The organism is Brevundimonas sp. UBA2503 (assembly GCF_002341485.1).
Classification (GTDB): domain Bacteria; phylum Pseudomonadota; class Alphaproteobacteria; order Caulobacterales; family Caulobacteraceae; genus Brevundimonas; species Brevundimonas halotolerans.
Genome location: NZ_DDOD01000009.1, coordinates 173981 through 188976 on the forward strand (window position 1 = coordinate 173981; position 14996 = coordinate 188976).

Annotated in this window: 17 protein-coding genes and 1 pseudogene; 4 read left to right on the top strand and 14 right to left on the bottom strand. The window is 65.7% G+C overall.

What is annotated here, in order from left to right; all coding sequences use genetic code 11:
- From B4K74_RS04440 to lipA, 11 genes and pseudogenes are all read right to left on the bottom strand, one after another.
- A pseudogene (locus B4K74_RS04440) lies at positions 1-506 on the bottom strand (biotin/lipoyl-containing protein); the annotation flags it as partial.
- Positions 506-757 carry a hypothetical protein gene (locus B4K74_RS04445; protein WP_286691920.1) on the bottom strand — a complete coding sequence of 84 codons (252 nt, stop codon included), beginning with the start codon at positions 755-757 and terminating at the stop codon, positions 506-508. The gene B4K74_RS04445 and the pseudogene B4K74_RS04440, both read right to left, overlap by 1 nt.
- Before the next feature lie 2 nt (positions 758-759).
- Positions 760-1779 carry a pyruvate dehydrogenase (acetyl-transferring) E1 component subunit alpha gene (gene pdhA, locus B4K74_RS04450; RefSeq protein WP_286691921.1) on the bottom strand — a complete coding sequence of 340 codons (1020 nt, stop codon included), beginning with the start codon at positions 1777-1779 and terminating at the stop codon, positions 760-762.
- Positions 1780-1895: 116 nt separating this feature from the next.
- Complete coding sequence (locus B4K74_RS04455) at positions 1896-2228, bottom strand: FtsB family cell division protein (RefSeq protein ID WP_241153128.1); 333 nt, start codon at positions 2226-2228, stop codon at positions 1896-1898.
- Between the two features lie 110 nt (positions 2229-2338).
- The gene (gene eno, locus B4K74_RS04460) at positions 2339-3616 is read right to left on the bottom strand and encodes a phosphopyruvate hydratase (protein ID WP_286691922.1); all 1278 of its coding nucleotides are present in this window, start codon (positions 3614-3616) and stop codon (positions 2339-2341) included.
- An 81-nt stretch (positions 3617-3697) separates the two neighbouring features.
- The gene (locus tag B4K74_RS04465; protein WP_286691923.1) at positions 3698-4315 is read right to left on the bottom strand and encodes a hypothetical protein; all 618 of its coding nucleotides are present in this window, start codon (positions 4313-4315) and stop codon (positions 3698-3700) included.
- Positions 4316-4419: 104 nt separating this feature from the next.
- Positions 4420-4602, bottom strand: coding sequence for a 50S ribosomal protein L32 (gene rpmF / locus B4K74_RS04470; RefSeq protein ID WP_123286562.1), 183 nt, complete (start codon positions 4600-4602; stop codon positions 4420-4422).
- A gap of 108 nt (positions 4603-4710) precedes the next feature.
- Positions 4711-5745 (bottom strand): GNAT family N-acetyltransferase, encoded by a 1035-nt coding sequence (locus B4K74_RS13445; RefSeq protein ID WP_339784559.1) that lies wholly within the window; start codon positions 5743-5745, stop codon positions 4711-4713.
- Positions 5738-6847 carry an NAD(P)/FAD-dependent oxidoreductase gene (locus tag B4K74_RS04485; protein ID WP_286691924.1) on the bottom strand — a complete coding sequence of 370 codons (1110 nt, stop codon included), beginning with the start codon at positions 6845-6847 and terminating at the stop codon, positions 5738-5740. The genes B4K74_RS13445 and B4K74_RS04485 overlap by 8 nt, the downstream gene beginning before the upstream one ends.
- Positions 6844-7296 (bottom strand): type II toxin-antitoxin system RatA family toxin, encoded by a 453-nt coding sequence (locus B4K74_RS04490; RefSeq protein ID WP_286691925.1) that lies wholly within the window; start codon positions 7294-7296, stop codon positions 6844-6846. The genes B4K74_RS04485 and B4K74_RS04490 overlap by 4 nt, the downstream gene beginning before the upstream one ends.
- 7 nt (positions 7297-7303) lie before the next feature.
- Entirely contained in the window at positions 7304-8266 is a 963-nt protein-coding gene (gene lipA, locus B4K74_RS04495; protein ID WP_286691966.1) for a lipoyl synthase, read from the bottom strand.
- A 204-nt stretch (positions 8267-8470) separates the two neighbouring features.
- Between lipA and B4K74_RS04500 the strand changes: the two genes are divergently transcribed.
- Both B4K74_RS04500 and B4K74_RS04505 read left to right on the top strand, forming a co-directional pair.
- Positions 8471-10015 carry an AMP-binding protein gene (locus B4K74_RS04500; RefSeq protein ID WP_286691967.1) on the top strand — a complete coding sequence of 515 codons (1545 nt, stop codon included), beginning with the start codon at positions 8471-8473 and terminating at the stop codon, positions 10013-10015.
- 76 nt (positions 10016-10091) lie between these two features.
- Positions 10092-10490: a DoxX family protein gene (locus B4K74_RS04505; RefSeq protein WP_286691926.1), complete on the top strand. Its 399-nt coding sequence runs from the start codon at positions 10092-10094 to the stop codon at positions 10488-10490.
- A gap of 42 nt (positions 10491-10532) precedes the next feature.
- Here the strand turns inward: B4K74_RS04505 and wrbA are convergent, their stop codons facing one another.
- The 3 genes from wrbA to B4K74_RS04520 form a co-directional block, all read right to left on the bottom strand.
- On the bottom strand, positions 10533-11135 hold the full coding sequence (gene wrbA / locus B4K74_RS04510; protein WP_286691927.1) for an NAD(P)H:quinone oxidoreductase: 603 nt from the start codon (positions 11133-11135) through the stop codon (positions 10533-10535).
- A gap of 83 nt (positions 11136-11218) precedes the next feature.
- On the bottom strand, positions 11219-11668 hold the full coding sequence (locus B4K74_RS04515; protein WP_286691928.1) for a hypothetical protein: 450 nt from the start codon (positions 11666-11668) through the stop codon (positions 11219-11221).
- Complete coding sequence (locus B4K74_RS04520; RefSeq protein WP_286691929.1) at positions 11665-12564, bottom strand: D-alanyl-D-alanine carboxypeptidase family protein; 900 nt, start codon at positions 12562-12564, stop codon at positions 11665-11667. Before B4K74_RS04520 ends, B4K74_RS04515 begins: the two co-directional genes overlap by 4 nt.
- A 111-nt stretch (positions 12565-12675) precedes the next feature.
- Here B4K74_RS04520 and B4K74_RS04525 point away from each other — a divergent pair, with 111 nt between their 5' ends.
- The gene (locus B4K74_RS04525; protein WP_286691930.1) at positions 12676-14067 is read left to right on the top strand and encodes an MFS transporter; all 1392 of its coding nucleotides are present in this window, start codon (positions 12676-12678) and stop codon (positions 14065-14067) included.
- A gap of 9 nt (positions 14068-14076) precedes the next feature.
- Positions 14077-14877: a nucleoside triphosphate pyrophosphohydrolase gene (gene mazG / locus B4K74_RS04530; protein WP_286691931.1), complete on the top strand. Its 801-nt coding sequence runs from the start codon at positions 14077-14079 to the stop codon at positions 14875-14877.
- Positions 14878-14996 lie beyond the last annotated feature (119 nt).

Genomic DNA, 14996 nt, shown 5'->3' on the forward strand with positions numbered 1-14996 from the left:
CGGCTGACCTTGTAGGCGCCCTGGTACTGGGCGACCTCTTCGCCGATCAGGAAGACGCTCTCGTCGCGGCGCATCTCCTCGGCCATGGCGTCGCGCAGGGCGTCGCGGATGGTGGTCTTGACCAGCTTGGCATCGGCCGGGATTTCCGGATCTTTCAGCTCGGTTTTCGGCTTGACCGGCGCATCGGCAGGGGCGCCTTCAGACTCAGGCGCCTCCTCGGCTTTGGCATGGGCCTTGGGAGCTTCGGGCGCAGGGGCGGCGGCGCCATCCTCACCGGCCAGACGGGCGATGGGCGTATTGACCTTCACGCCCTCGGAGCCCTCGGCCACGAGGATTTCCAGCACTTCGCCCTCATCGACGGCCTCGACCTCCATGGTCGCCTTGTCCGTCTCGATCTCGGCGATCACCTGTCCTGCAGAGACCGTGTCTCCCGCCTTGATGTGCCATTTGGTCAGCGTGCCCTCTTCCATGGTGGGCGAGAGCGCCGGCATCAGAATGTCGGTCATTATTTCTTGCTCACCAATGTCCAATGCCGACGAGTTGGCATACCTTTTTTGATCCGGCCCTCATCCTGAAGTCGCTGTGCGGACCAACGCATTTGATATTGCCAATCATAAAAGCGATCTCCGCTTGCCCTCAGCTCCGGCTCGTAATGCTCCCAAATATGCTTGGCGACTTCCACGATCGTGGCTTCGCCCCCTGCATTCTTCAGGGCCTCAACCACCCAATCTCCAAGCTCAACCTTAAGATTGGACATGCTCACGCCTCCACGTAGACGTCGGTGTAGAGCTCGGAGGGGTCCGGTTCGGGGCTTTCCTGGGCGAACTGGACAGCCTCGGCGACGATACCCTTGATCTCGGCGTCGATGGCCTTGATCTCGTCCTCGGTGGCCTTGGCCTCGGCCAACAGTTTTTTCACATGCTCGATCGGGTCGCGAGTGGTCTTCATTTCGTCGACCTCTTCCTTGGCCCGGTATTTGGCCGGATCGCTCATGGAGTGGCCGCGATAGCGATAGGTCTTCATCTCGAGGATGAAGGGGCCGCCGCCTTCGCGGGCGCGCTTGACCGCCTTGGCCACCGCGTCACGGACGGCGATGACGTCCATGCCGTCGACCTGCTCGCCCGGAATGCCGAAGCTGGCGCCGCGCTCGCTGAGCTGGGTCGTCGAGGACGACCGCTCGATGCTCGTGCCCATGGCGTACTGGTTGTTCTCGATGATGTAGATGGCCGGCAGCTTCCATAGCTGGGCCATGTTGAAGCTTTCGTAGACCTGGCCCTGGTTGGCCGCGCCGTCGCCGAAATAGACGAAGGCGACCGAGTCATCACCGCGATAGCGTCCGGCAAAGGCCAGACCGGTGCCGAGCGCCACTTGGGCGCCGACGATGCCGTGGCCGCCATAAAAGCCGGTCGGCACGTCGAACATGTGCATCGAGCCGCCCTTGCCCTTGCTTGATCCGCCAATGCGGCCGGTCAGCTCGGCCATGACCTCTTTCGGGTCCATGCCGGCGCACAGCATGTGGCCGTGGTCGCGGTAACCGGTGATGATCTTGTCGTGGCCCTGTTTGACGCTTTCCTGGACGCCCACGGCCACGGCTTCCTGGCCGATGTACAGGTGACAGAAGCCCCCGATCAGCCCCATCCCATACAGCTGGCCCGCGCGCTCCTCGAACCGGCGGATCAGCACCATCTCGCGGTAGTAGCGCAGCAGGTCTTCCTTGGTCGCGGCGGGGCCGTTGGACCGTTTGGCAGACGTGGATTTCTGTGCGGCGGCTTTCGCCATCCGGGCCTCCCGGCGTTGCGGCCCGTCGCCCATGCGCGCGCCTGTCATTACGAAAGCGGCTTTAGCAGCCTTCGTTCCGAAAACGCAAAGCGGCCCGTCCGGGCTGTAACATTAGTTTAGAGGCTGGGGGCGGCCTGTGTGGCCACGGGTGTCGCGAGGCTGACCCGGATCACATGGTCGGCCGGGTCGGCATAGCCCAGCAGCACCCGCGCACGCTCTTCCAGCAGGTCGCGCGACAGGTGGTCGGTCTGGAGATAGCGAACGCGGAGTTCCAGGTCCTGGCGCTCCTCGGTCAGCCGCAGGTATGTGGCTTCGCGTTTGGCCAGGGTCGCGGCGCGTTCATCACCGGTCAACAGGCCGTACTGCCCCGTCAGGGCCTGCACCCCCAGATAGAGGACGCTCAAGACAAGCAAGGCAGACAGGACGTAGGGCTTCATCCATTCAGGCACTGAGAACGCTCCTTCTGAGCGTGAACTATGGTTCTCGATGCCTGCACGAAAATGCCTAACGAACCGTAGCTTGGCCGTAAGATTTCAGCACGAAATGGCGGTTGTTCCGTCTATTTCAGCAGCATGCCGTCGCCGAAATAGAGGCCCTGGTCGCCCAGCATCTCCTCGATGCGAAGCAGCTGATTGTATTTGGCCGTGCGGTCCGAGCGGGCCAGCGAGCCCGTCTTGATCTGTCCGCAGTTGGTGGCCACCGCCAGATCGGCGATGGTCGAGTCCTCGGTCTCGCCCGAACGGTGGCTCATCACGGCGGTGTAGCCCGCACGATGGGCCATATCGACCGCATCCAGAGTCTCGGAAAGTGTGCCGATCTGATTGACCTTGATCAGGATTGAGTTGGCCAGGCCCTCGCCGATGCCGGCGGCCAGACGCACGGGATTGGTCACGAACAGATCGTCGCCGACCAGCTGGATCTTGTCGCCCAGACGGTCGGTCAGCAGTTTCCATCCGTCGAAATCATCCTCGGCGCAGCCGTCCTCGATCGAGACAATCGGGAAGCGCTCACACAGGTCGGCCAGATAGGCGACCATGCCATCCGATTCGAGCGTCTTGCCTTCGCCTTCAAGGCGGTACTTGCCGTCCTTGTAGAATTCGGTCGAAGCGACATCGAGGCCGAGGTGGAAGTCCTCGCCCGCCAGATAGCCGGCCGCCTGCCCCGCCTTTGTGATGAACTCCAGCGCAGCCTCGGCCGAGGCCAGGTTCGGGGCAAAGCCGCCCTCATCGCCGACGTTGGTGTTGTGGCCCGCATCCTTCAGCGCCTTCTTGAGCGCGTGAAAGATTTCCGCGCCCATACGCAGGGCTTCGGAGAAGCTCTCGGCCCCGGTGGGCAGGATCATGAATTCCTGAATGTCGATCGGATTATCGGCATGGGCGCCGCCGTTGATGATGTTCATCATCGGGGTCGGCAGGATGCGGGCGGTGACGCCCCCGACATAGCGGTGCAGCGGCAGGCCCGCCGACATGGCGCTGGCCTTGGCGCAGGCCAAGCTGACGCCGAGGATGGCGTTGGCGCCCAGACGGCTCTTGTTGGCCGTGCCGTCCAGACCGATCAGCGTTTCGTCGATGCGACGCTGGTCTTCGGCATCCAGACCGCTGAGCGCATCGAAGATCTCGCCATTGACGGCATCGACCGCCTTCATCACACCCTTGCCGCCCCACAGCGACTTGTCGCCGTCGCGCAGCTCGACCGCTTCATGGGCGCCGGTGGAGGCTCCCGACGGCACAGCCGCACGCCCGAAAGCGCCATCTTCCAGCGTCACATCGACCTCGACCGTGGGATTGCCCCGGCTGTCCAGAATCTGGCGGGCGGTGATGTCGGCGATGTCGGTCATGGCGTTCGGCTCGGGGCTGGGAAATGTCAGGTCGCGCGGGTGTAGCGCAGCCCCGGCCAAACGCCAATCAGCCTGTCAGATTCAGGCGCAGCCTTCGATGTACTGGATCGAGGGGCCGCCCGCATGGATGGCCATGACCGTGCCGTCTGACCCGATCTCATAGACGATGCCCCGGGCGTTCTCGTCCTCGATGTACCCCTCGCCGCCGCTGCGGGTCCAGACGGTGACATATTCGGCGGGCGCATCCTGATATTTGTGCGGGGTGACAATCGCCTGATCCCCATAGGCGGCTTTGACGCGTTCGGCCGTGTCGCCGACGCGGAGCCCCTTGTCCGTCATGATTTCAGACGGATCGGTCAGCGAAATACGGGTCAGGCGATCGCTCTGAACCATCAGCAGCATGGATTCGGGTGCGCGCTCCGGACGGAACTGATCGCAGCTTTCGGGGTCGGGGCCACCGACGGCATTGGGGTTGGCGTCTTCGCCCAGGGCCTCGACGATCTCGGCGCGGGTCATGCCGATCCGCAGGGACTCCCAGCCCTCTCCGGTCAGAGTGACACCCGTCGTGGCAGCGGCCGTGGGATCCGTGGCCGCGGGCGGCGGTACCGGCTCGGTCGGGGCGTCCGCTTCAGGACTGCAGGCGGCCAGCAAGGCTACTATGCCTACGGTGCCGAACATCAGTTTCAGATTGCGGTTCATGTGATGACTCCCCCTCGTCGGCAGCGTAACGCACAAAACGCCGCCCGGGTGCCCCGGACGGCGCTGAAATGTGCAGACAGTCAGGTGTCGCCGAAGCGACGGACCTAGTCTTCCTTGGGCGTCAGAACCTGACGGCCACGATAGGTGCCGGTCTTCAGGTCGATGTGGTGCGAGCGGCGCAGCTCACCGGTGTCCTTGTCCTCGACATGCGGGTTCGAGCCCAGCGAGTCGTGGGCGCGGCGCATATTGCGACGCGAGGGGGATACTTTGCGCTTCGGAACGGCCATTTCCGTCTCAATCTCGGTTAGAGGCACCCGTTGGGGCGCGAAAACAATTGCGGCGGCCCAGAAGAGCCGCCAGCGGAGGGCGGCTTATGCCTCAACCCGCGCCGGAGTTCAAGCGTCTGTGCGCCCCAGCCATTCCTCGCGCGAAACGGCGTAGAAATAGCTGTTCTTCCACTCGCCCCCGACATTCCAGGTCCGCTCGGCAAAGCCGGTGCGGCGAAAGCTAAGACTTTCCAGCAGGCGAATCGATGCGGCATTGTCGGGATCGACGTCGGCCGTGGCCTCCGCGTGGTCGGTCACGGCGAACAGGCGGTTCAGGACTGCGACCACGGCCTCACGGGCCAGCCCCTGCCCCCAGTGGTCGGGGTGCAGGATGTAGCCGATGTCCGGCGCAGCAAAGAAACCGGCCTTGCCGATCACCTGACCGTCGCGCTCGATCAGGAAGTCGAGGCCCGAATGCTGCCGGGCGATCATGCTGTCCAGCCAGGCACGGGTCTGGTCGAGGGTCTCATGGGTCGGCGACGACCACCAGGTCATGGCCTCGGGCCGGGTGAAGACGGCGTGCAAGGCGTCGAGGTCGTCCCGTCGGGCCGCTCGCAGCACCAGCCGGTCCGTAACGATCCGGTCCAGCGGCTTTTCAAGCACGGTGAAGGCCAGGTCGTCGCGCTTCGGTAAACCAAACCGGGGGTCGGTTGCCGGAAAAGGCCGGGTCTCGCCCGTCAGCCGGTAGCCGCGCCGCTGATACCATTCGATCAGCTCGTGCCGGTGTACGATGACGGTCATCTCCATCCGCCGGGTCTGGTACTCCCGAAAAGCGTAGGCCTCGGCTGCAGCGATCAGGCGTCGGCCCAGACCCTTGGCCTGCAGGGTGGGATCGACCGTCAGCATGCCGAGATAGGCCAGCCCCTCGCCGCGATCGGTGACGTGAACGCAGGCGGTCAGCGCGTTGCCGTTGGTGGCGACCAGCACGACCTGACCGGGCGTGGTGATGGCTGAGCGGAGGGAGTCGCGGTCGATGCGGCTGCCGTCCAGAAGGTCGGCCTCATGCGTCCAGCCGCGACGGGCGCTGTCGCCGCGATAGGCGGCATGCACCAGCGCATACAGCGCCTCAAGGTCATCGGGTGTGGCAGGGCGGACCTCAGACATCCAGCCGGTCCGCGACGATTTCGCCGAGGGCCAGCGAACTGGTGAGGCCGGGGCTTTCGATGCCGAACAGGGCCATCAGGCCGTCGAGGCCGTGCACCTCGGTGCCATGCAACTGAAAGTCGGGTTGCTCCTCGCCTTCCCCATGCAGCTTGGGCCGGATGCCGGCATAGTCGGGGACCAGACGTTCGGCCTCAACATCCGGCCAGAAGCGACGGATATAGTGGGCAAATACGTCCCGCTTGTCTGGATCGACGCCGTAGTCCTCGGTCTCGACGAAGGCGAGGTCCGGGCCGAACACCCCCTGCCCGCCCAGATCCTTGCGGTAGTGGGTGCCGAGGGCGCCTGCGATGGGCGGTGGATAGATCAGCCGGTTGAAGGGCGCCGGACCGGTCAGGCGGAAATAGACGCCCTTGCCGAAATGGCCTGCGGGGATGCGGTCGGCCGGATAGCCCTCGATTGATCGGGCGACGGCCTGGGCCGCCAGGCCGGGGGCGGTGACCAGCAGGCGGCTGGTGATCGTCATGGCCCCCTCCCCGCCAACCCGGATCGAGAAGCCGCCGCCAGCCAAAGGTTCAGCCCCTTCAAGCGGTGCGGAGACGACGACCGACCCGCCCGCGTCCTCGATCTCGCCTTGCAGCGCCAGCATAAAGCCGTGGCTGTCGAACACGCCGCTCTCGGGCGACAGGATGGCAGCATGGGCATTGAGGGCGGGCTCGAGCGCCCGGGCCTCGGCGCCTGTGAGATGTTCCAGCCCCTCGACGCCATTGGTGGTCGCTTGCCGGAAAATGGCTTCGATGCGGGCGACCTCGGTCTCATCGGTGGCCACGACCAGCTTGCCGCATTTCCAGTGATCGACCTTGCGGCTCTCCAGAAAGGCATAGAGCCGGCGCCGCCCCTCGACGCAGGCGCGCGCCTTCAGCGATCCGGTCGGATAGTAGAGGCCGCCGTGGATGACCTCGGAATTGCGCGAGGACACGCCCTGGCCGATGTGGCCTTCTTTGTCGAGCACCAGAACCGTCAGACCGCGCTTCGACAGCGCCCGACCGCAGGCCAGACCCACGGCCCCTGCCCCCACGACCGTGGCGTCGAAGTCGAAGGTCATGACGCCCCGTAGCGCCGCGCGGCCTCAGCCTCGAACCGGCGGATCAGGGATTCGACCGCGCGGTCGAAGTTGGCCTTCAGCATGGCGTCGAGGATCGGCGACCGGAAGGCGAAGTCGATCATGAACTCCAGCCGCGCGCCCTCAGGATGCTGGAAGAAGGCCCAGCGGTTCTTCAGATGTTTGAACGGCCCCCGGATCAGCCCGACCTCGACCTTCGACTGATTGACGTCATGCCGGACCCAGGTGGAGAACCGCTCTTTCAGAAAGGCGAAACCGACACCCGCCTCGGCATCCAGCAGGCTGACACCGGGGGCTTCCTCACGCGCGTTCCAGACGCGCATGGAGGTGACCCAGGGCACAAAGTCCGGATAGGCACGCACGTCAGCGACCAGCGCGGCCAGCTTGTCCGGCGCATAGGGCAGAACTCGGGTCAGGGTGTGGACGGCCAAGCGAGGCTCAGCGTCCGGTCTGGGCCAGTCGCGCCGCCTTGAGCCGGGCGAAGTCGTCGCCGGCGTGGTGCGAGCTGCGGGTCAGGGGCGAGGACGACACCATGAGGAAACCCTTGGCACGGGCGATGGCCTCATAGGATTTGAACTCGTCCGGGGTGACGAACCGGTCGATGGCCGCGTGCTTGCGGGTCGGCTGCAGGTACTGGCCGATGGTAATGAAGTCGACGCCGGCCGAGCGCATGTCGTCCATGACCTGCATGACCTCTTCCTTGGTCTCACCCAGGCCGACCATGATGCCGGACTTGGTGAACTGGTTGGGGTCGCGTTCCTTGACCTGCTGCAGCATGCGCAGGGAGTGGAAGTAGCGGGCCCCGGGCCGGATCTTCAGATACAGGCGCGGGACGGTTTCAAGGTTGTGGTTGAAGACGTCGGGCTTCGCGTCGATCATCACCTCGGCCGCGCCGTCCTTGCGCAGAAAGTCGGGCGTCAGAATCTCGATGGTCGTGTTCGGCGCCTGGATGCGGATCTGGCGCACGACCTCGGCGAAATGAGCCGCGCCACCGTCGGAGACGTCGTCCCGGTCCACCGAGGTGATGACGACGTGGTTCAGGCCCAGCTGGGCCACGGCCAGCCCGACCTTGGCCGGCTCTTCGGGGTCGAGCGGTTGGGGCAGGCCCGTCTTGACGTTACAGAAGGCGCAGGCGCGGGTGCAGGTGTCGCCCATGATCATCAGGGTGGCGTGCTTCTGGCTCCAGCACTCGCCGATGTTGGGGCAGGCCGCCTCCTCGCAGACGGTGACGAGGCCCTTGTCCTTCACGATGGCCCGGGTGGCATTGTACTGGCCCGACCCGGGGGCCTTGACCCGCAGCCAGTCGGGCTTCTTCAGCACAGGGCTTTCCGGCCGGTTGCGCTTTTCCGGGTGGCGCAGTTCGGCGGGCGACCGTTGCAGGGTGTCGATCAGGGTGACCATGGCGTCGGGGCTTCGGCGGCAGCGTAAGGGCTCAAGAGCCGCTATGTCGGCCTTCAGCACCCGGATGGCAAGCCGCAAGGGTCTGCAGCGTGTCCTCACGCCGTGTAACTTATCTTTTCAAGGGGCGTTCGGGTCTCTAGTTTGCCCCTCACAGCAAGGAGGGGCGCCAGACCCCTCACAGGGAGGTATCGTTTGTCGTCAGATATGCACGCCAGGGCCGTTCAGGAAACAATCTTCGACGCCCTCGTCGCGGCTCGCGACAAATATGGTGACAAGCCGATCCTCGAGGATCTGGACCGGAACCCGTTGACCTATACCGGGCTGATCCGGGCGGCGATGGTGCTGGGTCGAAAGATCGCCGCCATAACCGAGCCGGGCGAGCGGGTCGCCATCCTGCTGCCGTCCAGCTCGGGCGTGGTGGTCACCTTCTATGGCCTGCACGCCATGGGCCGCGTGCCGGTGATGCTGAACTTCACTTCCGGCGAGATGAATTTGAAGGCCGCGATCAAGGCCTCGGGCGTCAATCGCATCCTGTCGGCCAAGCGCTTTGTCACCCAGGCCAAGCTGGAGGCACTGACCGACAGCTTGGCCGAGGTCGCCGAGATCATCTGGCTGGACGACATCCGCAAGACCATCGGCCTGCCCGACAAGCTGTTCGGCCTGATGGCCGGGTTCTTTCCCAAGCAGTTCCGCGTGGAGACCCAGCCGTCGGATCCGGGCGTGATCCTGTTCACCTCGGGCAGTTTCGGCAGCCCCAAGGGGGTGATGCTCAGCCAGTCGAACCTGGTCTCGAACGTGCGTCAGGTGGCCACCCACATCGACCTCGATCCCGACTGGGTGATGTTCAATCCCCTGCCGACCTTCCACTGTTTCGGTCTGACGGGCGGCGTGCTGCTGCCGCTGCTGACGGGGATGAAGGCATTCCAGTATCCCTCGCCGCTGCATGCCAAGCAGATCGTCGAGCTTTTGCCCGATGTGAATGCCTCGATCCTGTTCGCCACCGACACCTTCCTGAACCAGTATGCGCGGGTGGCGGGGCCGGACGATTTCGCCACACTGCAGTTCGTGGTGGCCGGAGCCGAGCGGGTCCGGGACGAGACCCATCATCTGTTCAATACGCGCTTCGGCGGCCTGAAGCTGCTGGAAGGCTATGGCGCGACCGAGGCGGCGCCGGTCGTCGCGGTCAACCACCCGGACCGGAACCGTCCGGGCACGGTCGGTCAGATGCTGCCGGACATGGAATGGCGGGTGGATCCTGTCGCCGGGATCGAGACCGGCGGGCGCCTTTACCTGCGCGGCCCGAACGTCATGGCGGGCTATATCTCGTCCGACGACCCGGACCGGCTGGAGCCCCTGCGGGACGGCTGGCACGACACCGGCGACATCGTCGAGATCGACACTGATGGCTATGTCAGCATTCTTGGGCGCGTAAAGCGGTTCGCCAAGGTCGGCGGCGAGATGATCAGTCTGATGGCGGTCGAGGGTCTGGCCAGCGCGGTCTGGCCGGAGTCTCGCCACGCCGTGGTCGCCGTGCCCGATAGCCGCAAGGGTGAGAAGCTGGTGCTGGTCACCGACCGCATGGATGCCGAGTCGGGCCGCCTGTCCGAATGGGCGCGCAGCCATGGGGCCCCGGACCTGGCGGTACCCAAGCGGATCGTCAAGGTGCAGGAAGTGCCGGTTCTGGGCACGGGCAAGACCGACTATGTCGCCATCCAGCGCATGGTCGAGTCCGAGGCCGAAGCCGCCTGACCGTCCTTAGAACGACGATTGATCTGAAACCGTAGCCATTGCAGTCTCCCCTCTCCAATCATGGGAGGCTTCCATCATGTTCGATTCGCTTGAGCGTCATCGTCCTACGGCCCTGGCGGGCCTTCGGATCATCACCGGTCTCATGTTCATGCAGCACGGGACCCAGAAGATCTTCTCCTTCCCGGCCGAGGCCATGGGCCCCTTCCAGCTGATGAGCCAGATGGGCATCGGCGGGGTGCTGGAACTGGTCGGCGGTGCGCTGATCGTGCTGGGCCTGTTCACCCGACCCGTGGCCTTCCTGATGTCCGGCATGATGGCGGTGGCCTATTTCCAGTTTCACGCCATGGCGGGCGGCCTGTTCCCCATGGTCAACGGCGGCGAGCTGGCGGCGCTGTACTGCTGGGTGTTCCTGTATCTGGTGTTTGCGGGACCGGGCGCGTTCAGCGTCGACGGCATCCTGGCCAAAAAGCCCTAACAAGGCCCCTGCCCCGGGTTCGGCCCGGGGCAGGGATCGCCGTCAGCCGAACAGCTTCTTCGCGGTCTCGGCCGCCAGACGGCCCTGGAAGCGGGCGCCTTCCAGTTCATTGTCGCTGGGCATGCGCGAGCCGTCGCCGCCGGTGATCGTGCTGGCGCCGTAGGGGGTTCCGCCGGTGATCTCGTCGATGCGCATCTGGCCTTGCCAGGTATAGGGCAGGCCCACCACCAGCATGCCGTGGTGCATGATCGTCTGGATCAGGCCGATCAGGGTCATCTCATTGCCGCCGTGCTGGGTCGCGGTCGAGGTGAAGGCGCCGCCGACCTTGCCGGCCAGGGCGCCCTTGGCCCAGAGACCGCCCGTCTGGTCGAGGAAGTTGCGCATCTGGGAGGCGGCGGTGCCATAGCGGGTGCCTGCCCCGATCAGGATGGCGTCATAGTCGGCCAGCTCCTCCACCTTGGCGATGGGCGCAGCCTGATCCAGCTTGTAGCCGCTCTTCTTCGCCAGTTCCTCGGGGACCAGTTCGGGCACGCGCTTGATGTCGACGGTCGCGCTGTCAACCTCGCGGGCGCCTTCCGCGATGGCCTCGGCCATGCGTTCCACGTGTCCGTAAGTCGAGTGATAGAGGACGAGAACCTTGGGCATAAAAGCCTCCTTGTAATATGTAACTGTTACAGTGTCGAAATAGGATACGGCAGCGTGCAATCAAGGGTCGCTCACCACATTTTTCAGAAGGGGCAGACCCGTCTGTAGAAGGCGTCGTCTCCGGGAACGGTTGCACCGCGGGCCAGCAAAAACCGGTGCTCGATCACCGAGGCCTGCTGCTCGATGTTAAGGGTGGCCCAGTTTGTCCGGGGGCCGCAGTCGTAGGCATAGGCGGCGGGGTTGTCGCCGGCCTTGAGCTTGGCGATCAGCAAGTTGACGCCCTGCTGGGCCTGCCAGACGTGGACCAGTTCGTGGATCAGGGTCGCCTGACGCCTCAGCGGTCCCTGTGACAGGTCGTCCGCCCAGACGGCTGTCGGCCAGCAGATCCACTCGCGCCCTGCCACCCCGCCCGGCACGAAGGCGCGCCGGAGCAGGGGCGGCAGGCGGAGAAGGCGGACGGTGTCGGTCCGCAGCGCCGGACCGAAGACCGACCGGGCCAGATCGACCTCGCCCGGAGCGAGGGCCCGGATCATTTCACCATCATCGGCGGGATGTGCGGCCGGGGCGCCAGCCGTTCGGAGTTCAGCACCTCGGTGGTCGGGCCGGTCCACTCCCAGTGCCAGGGCTCATAGACATAGGGGACGAAGCCGAAGCGGTGGGCATTCTCGACCAGCCAGCGATAGGCCGGACCGCGTGTCTGGTGCCGGCGGTTGGCCCAGCGGGTCGAGTCGACCCCGTGTCCCGCCAGATGGCCGACATAGAGGTCGATCGCGGTCCCCGTGCGGTGGGGCGAGCAGACCGCGCGGCGCAGCCCGTCGCAATTGCCCTCGCGGGCACAACGGGCGGCGTCGGCCTCGGGATCGCGATAGCTGGAGAAGACCTGCAGCAGTTCGGGGTTGTCGGCGATCTCGGGCACTTCGGCGCGGGCGGCGCGGACCATCAAGCGATAGGCATTGAGGACGTCATACTGGAGCAGGCGCACCATGCGGTCGGCGTGCTCCTCGGTCGGGTCGAGATACCCCAGCTCGCTCTGGGGCGGCGGTTCCGGGCAGATGTCGGCCACGCGCGCCATGACGAACGGACGGCGCTCCTGCCACAGACCCTTGAAGACCTGGAAGGTGTCGCGGGTGAACAGTCCGTTAGCGACGAGACCATAGCGCTTCTGGAAACCGGCGAGGGCCACGGCAAAGCCGGGGGTGTCCGGGCCGCAGGCGGTGCCGAGTTCCCGCGAGATCAACGGCAGATAGGCCAGCCAGCCGCGCTCGGTCTGGTCGAACGGCCGCCACACCATCCAGTCGAAGGAGTAGCCGTTGGCCAGCGCAATCCCGGCAAAGCCGGGAGGCCCGCCGCAGTCATCCTGGGCCAGGGCCGGACGGGCCACGCCCAGCCCGATCAGGAGAACAGCCGCAAGGGTCACGATCCGCGTCATGGCGAGAGGAAGCCTGACGCCGGGCCGGAGAGCAAGGGGGCACTCGCCAGACGCGGATTCGCGGTATGACGGGAGGCGCGGTCGAGTCGCGCCTTGAGCCAGCGGTTCTTCATGACGTCTGCCCCCTCGCCCGCCAAACGCCTGCCGAACCGGACGCTGGCCGCCTTTTCGGCCGCCTGCCTGCCCTATGCGGCGCTGGGCCTGCCCGTCTATGTGACCCTGCCCGAGTTTTACGCCAGCCATGTCGGCGTCGATCTGGCGCTGGTCGGGGTGATCTTTCTGGTCATCCGGCTGGCCGATATCGTTGTCGACCCGGCGCTGGGCATGGTCATTGATCGCACGCACAGCCGCTTTGGCCGCTATCGACTGTGGATGGGGATGGCCGCGCCGGTGCTGATGCTGGCGGTCGGCATGCTGTTCATGGTCAGTCCGGGCGCGGGCGGCGCCTATCTGGCGATCTGGCTGATCGTCCTGTCGCTGGGGTTCTCCGTCAGCCTGTTGTCGCAGGTCAGCTGGGCCTCGACCCTGACCAGTGACTATGACCAGCGGTCGCGGATCTATGGCTGGTGGCAGACGGCCAATATCGTGGGCGTTCTGGTGGTGCTGTTGATCCCGGCGCTGGTGCAGAATCTGGGGATCGGGGACTATGCCTCGGCCGTGCGCTGGCAGGGGTGGTTCATCATCGTCGCCCTGCCGCTGACTCTGGCCATAACCTTTGCCTTTACGCCCGAGCCCAAGGCCGGCCCCAGCCCCGACAAGGCCGCGCGGTTCGCCTATCTGTCGCTGTTCAAGCTGCCGGTGATGCAGAGGCTGCTGACCGCCGACCTGATGCTGGGCATTGCGCGGGGCGTGGTCGGGGCGCTGTTCTTCTACTTCTTTGAGGCGGTGCAGGGCTTTGCCCGGGCCGAGACCTCGATCCTGCTGCTGGTCTATTTCGTTGCCGGGCTGGCGGGGGCGCCGGTGTGGAGCGCGCTGGCGGTGCGGATGGGCAAGCACGCGGCGCTGATCCTGGCCTGCGTCTATTTCGCCGCGACCCTGCTGCTGGCCGCCTTTGCCGGGCCGGTGCTGGTGCCGCTGGCCGAGGCGGCGGGGCTGGGCAATGCCGAGGTGGTGGTCGCCGGCCTGATGGTGGCGCTGGTCGGTCTGGCCTTTGCCTCGGGCGATCTGCTGCTGCGCGCCATGATGGCCGATGTTGCCGATCAGGTGCGGCTGGAGCAGGGCGAGGACCGCACGGGCCTGTTGTTCTCGATCCTGACGGCGACCTCCAAGCTGGGCTATGCCGTGTCGGTGATGACCTTTGCCGGGCTGAGGCTGACCGGGTTCGATCCGACGCTGGGCGGGGCCAACAGCGAGACGGCGCTGATCTGGCTGCAGGCCATGTTCGCGGGTTTGCCCGCCCTGTGTCTGGTGGTCGGGGCCTGGGCCCTGTGGCGCTATCCGCTGGATCAGAAGCGCCATGCCGAAATCCGCGCGGCGCTTGAGGCCCGGGGCGGAGCCGGTTAGGTCCGGCGCATGACCGACATGCCCCCTGCCCCGCTCGACCGCCTGCGCGCCATCATGGTCCGGCTGCGCGATCCCGTGACCGGCTGTCCGTGGGATGTGGAGCAGACGTTTCAGACCATCGCGCCCTATACGCTGGAGGAGGCCTATGAGGTCGCCGACGCCATCGAGCGCGGGGATTTCGACGAGCTGAAGTCCGAACTGGGCGACCTGCTGTTTCAGGTCGTGTTTCATGCGCGGATGGCCGAGGAGGCCGAACTGTTCGATTTCGACGCTGTGGCCGGGGCCATCGCCGACAAGCTGGAACGGCGGCACCCGCATGTGTTCGGCGACGAGGCCGCCAAGGCGGATGCCGTGTCGCAGAAGGCGCGCTGGGAGGACATCAAGGCCGCCGAACGGAGCGCCAAGGCCCAGCACGGGGTGCTCGACGATGTGCCCGTCGGCCTGCCGGCACTGGCCCGGGCGGCCAAGCTGACGAAGCGGGCGGCGCGGGTCGGATTCGACTGGCCCAGCACCTCCGAGGTGTTCGCCAAGCTGGACGAGGAGGTCGCCGAGCTGAAGGTCGAGATCGCCACCGGGTCCAGCGAGCGGATGAAGGACGAGGTCGGTGACCTGCTGTTCGTCGTCGCCAATCTGGCCCGCAAGCTGGGCGTCGAGCCCGAGGATGCCCTGCGCGGATCCAATGCCAAATTCGTCCGCCGGTTCGCCTTCATCGAGGCCGAACTGGCCAAGGATGGGCGCACGCCCGATCAATCGGACCTGACGGAGATGGACGCACTGTGGAATGGGGCCAAGGTCGCGGAACGCGGGTGAGCGGAAGCTCCCGTCCGTGTTTGCGGCGGGTTGGAGGGCAGGCGGAGCGCCGGGCCTTCGCCCGGAGAAGATAGATATTACCGTTTCGACGAAGACAGACGCTCCGCGCGGGTGGTTTT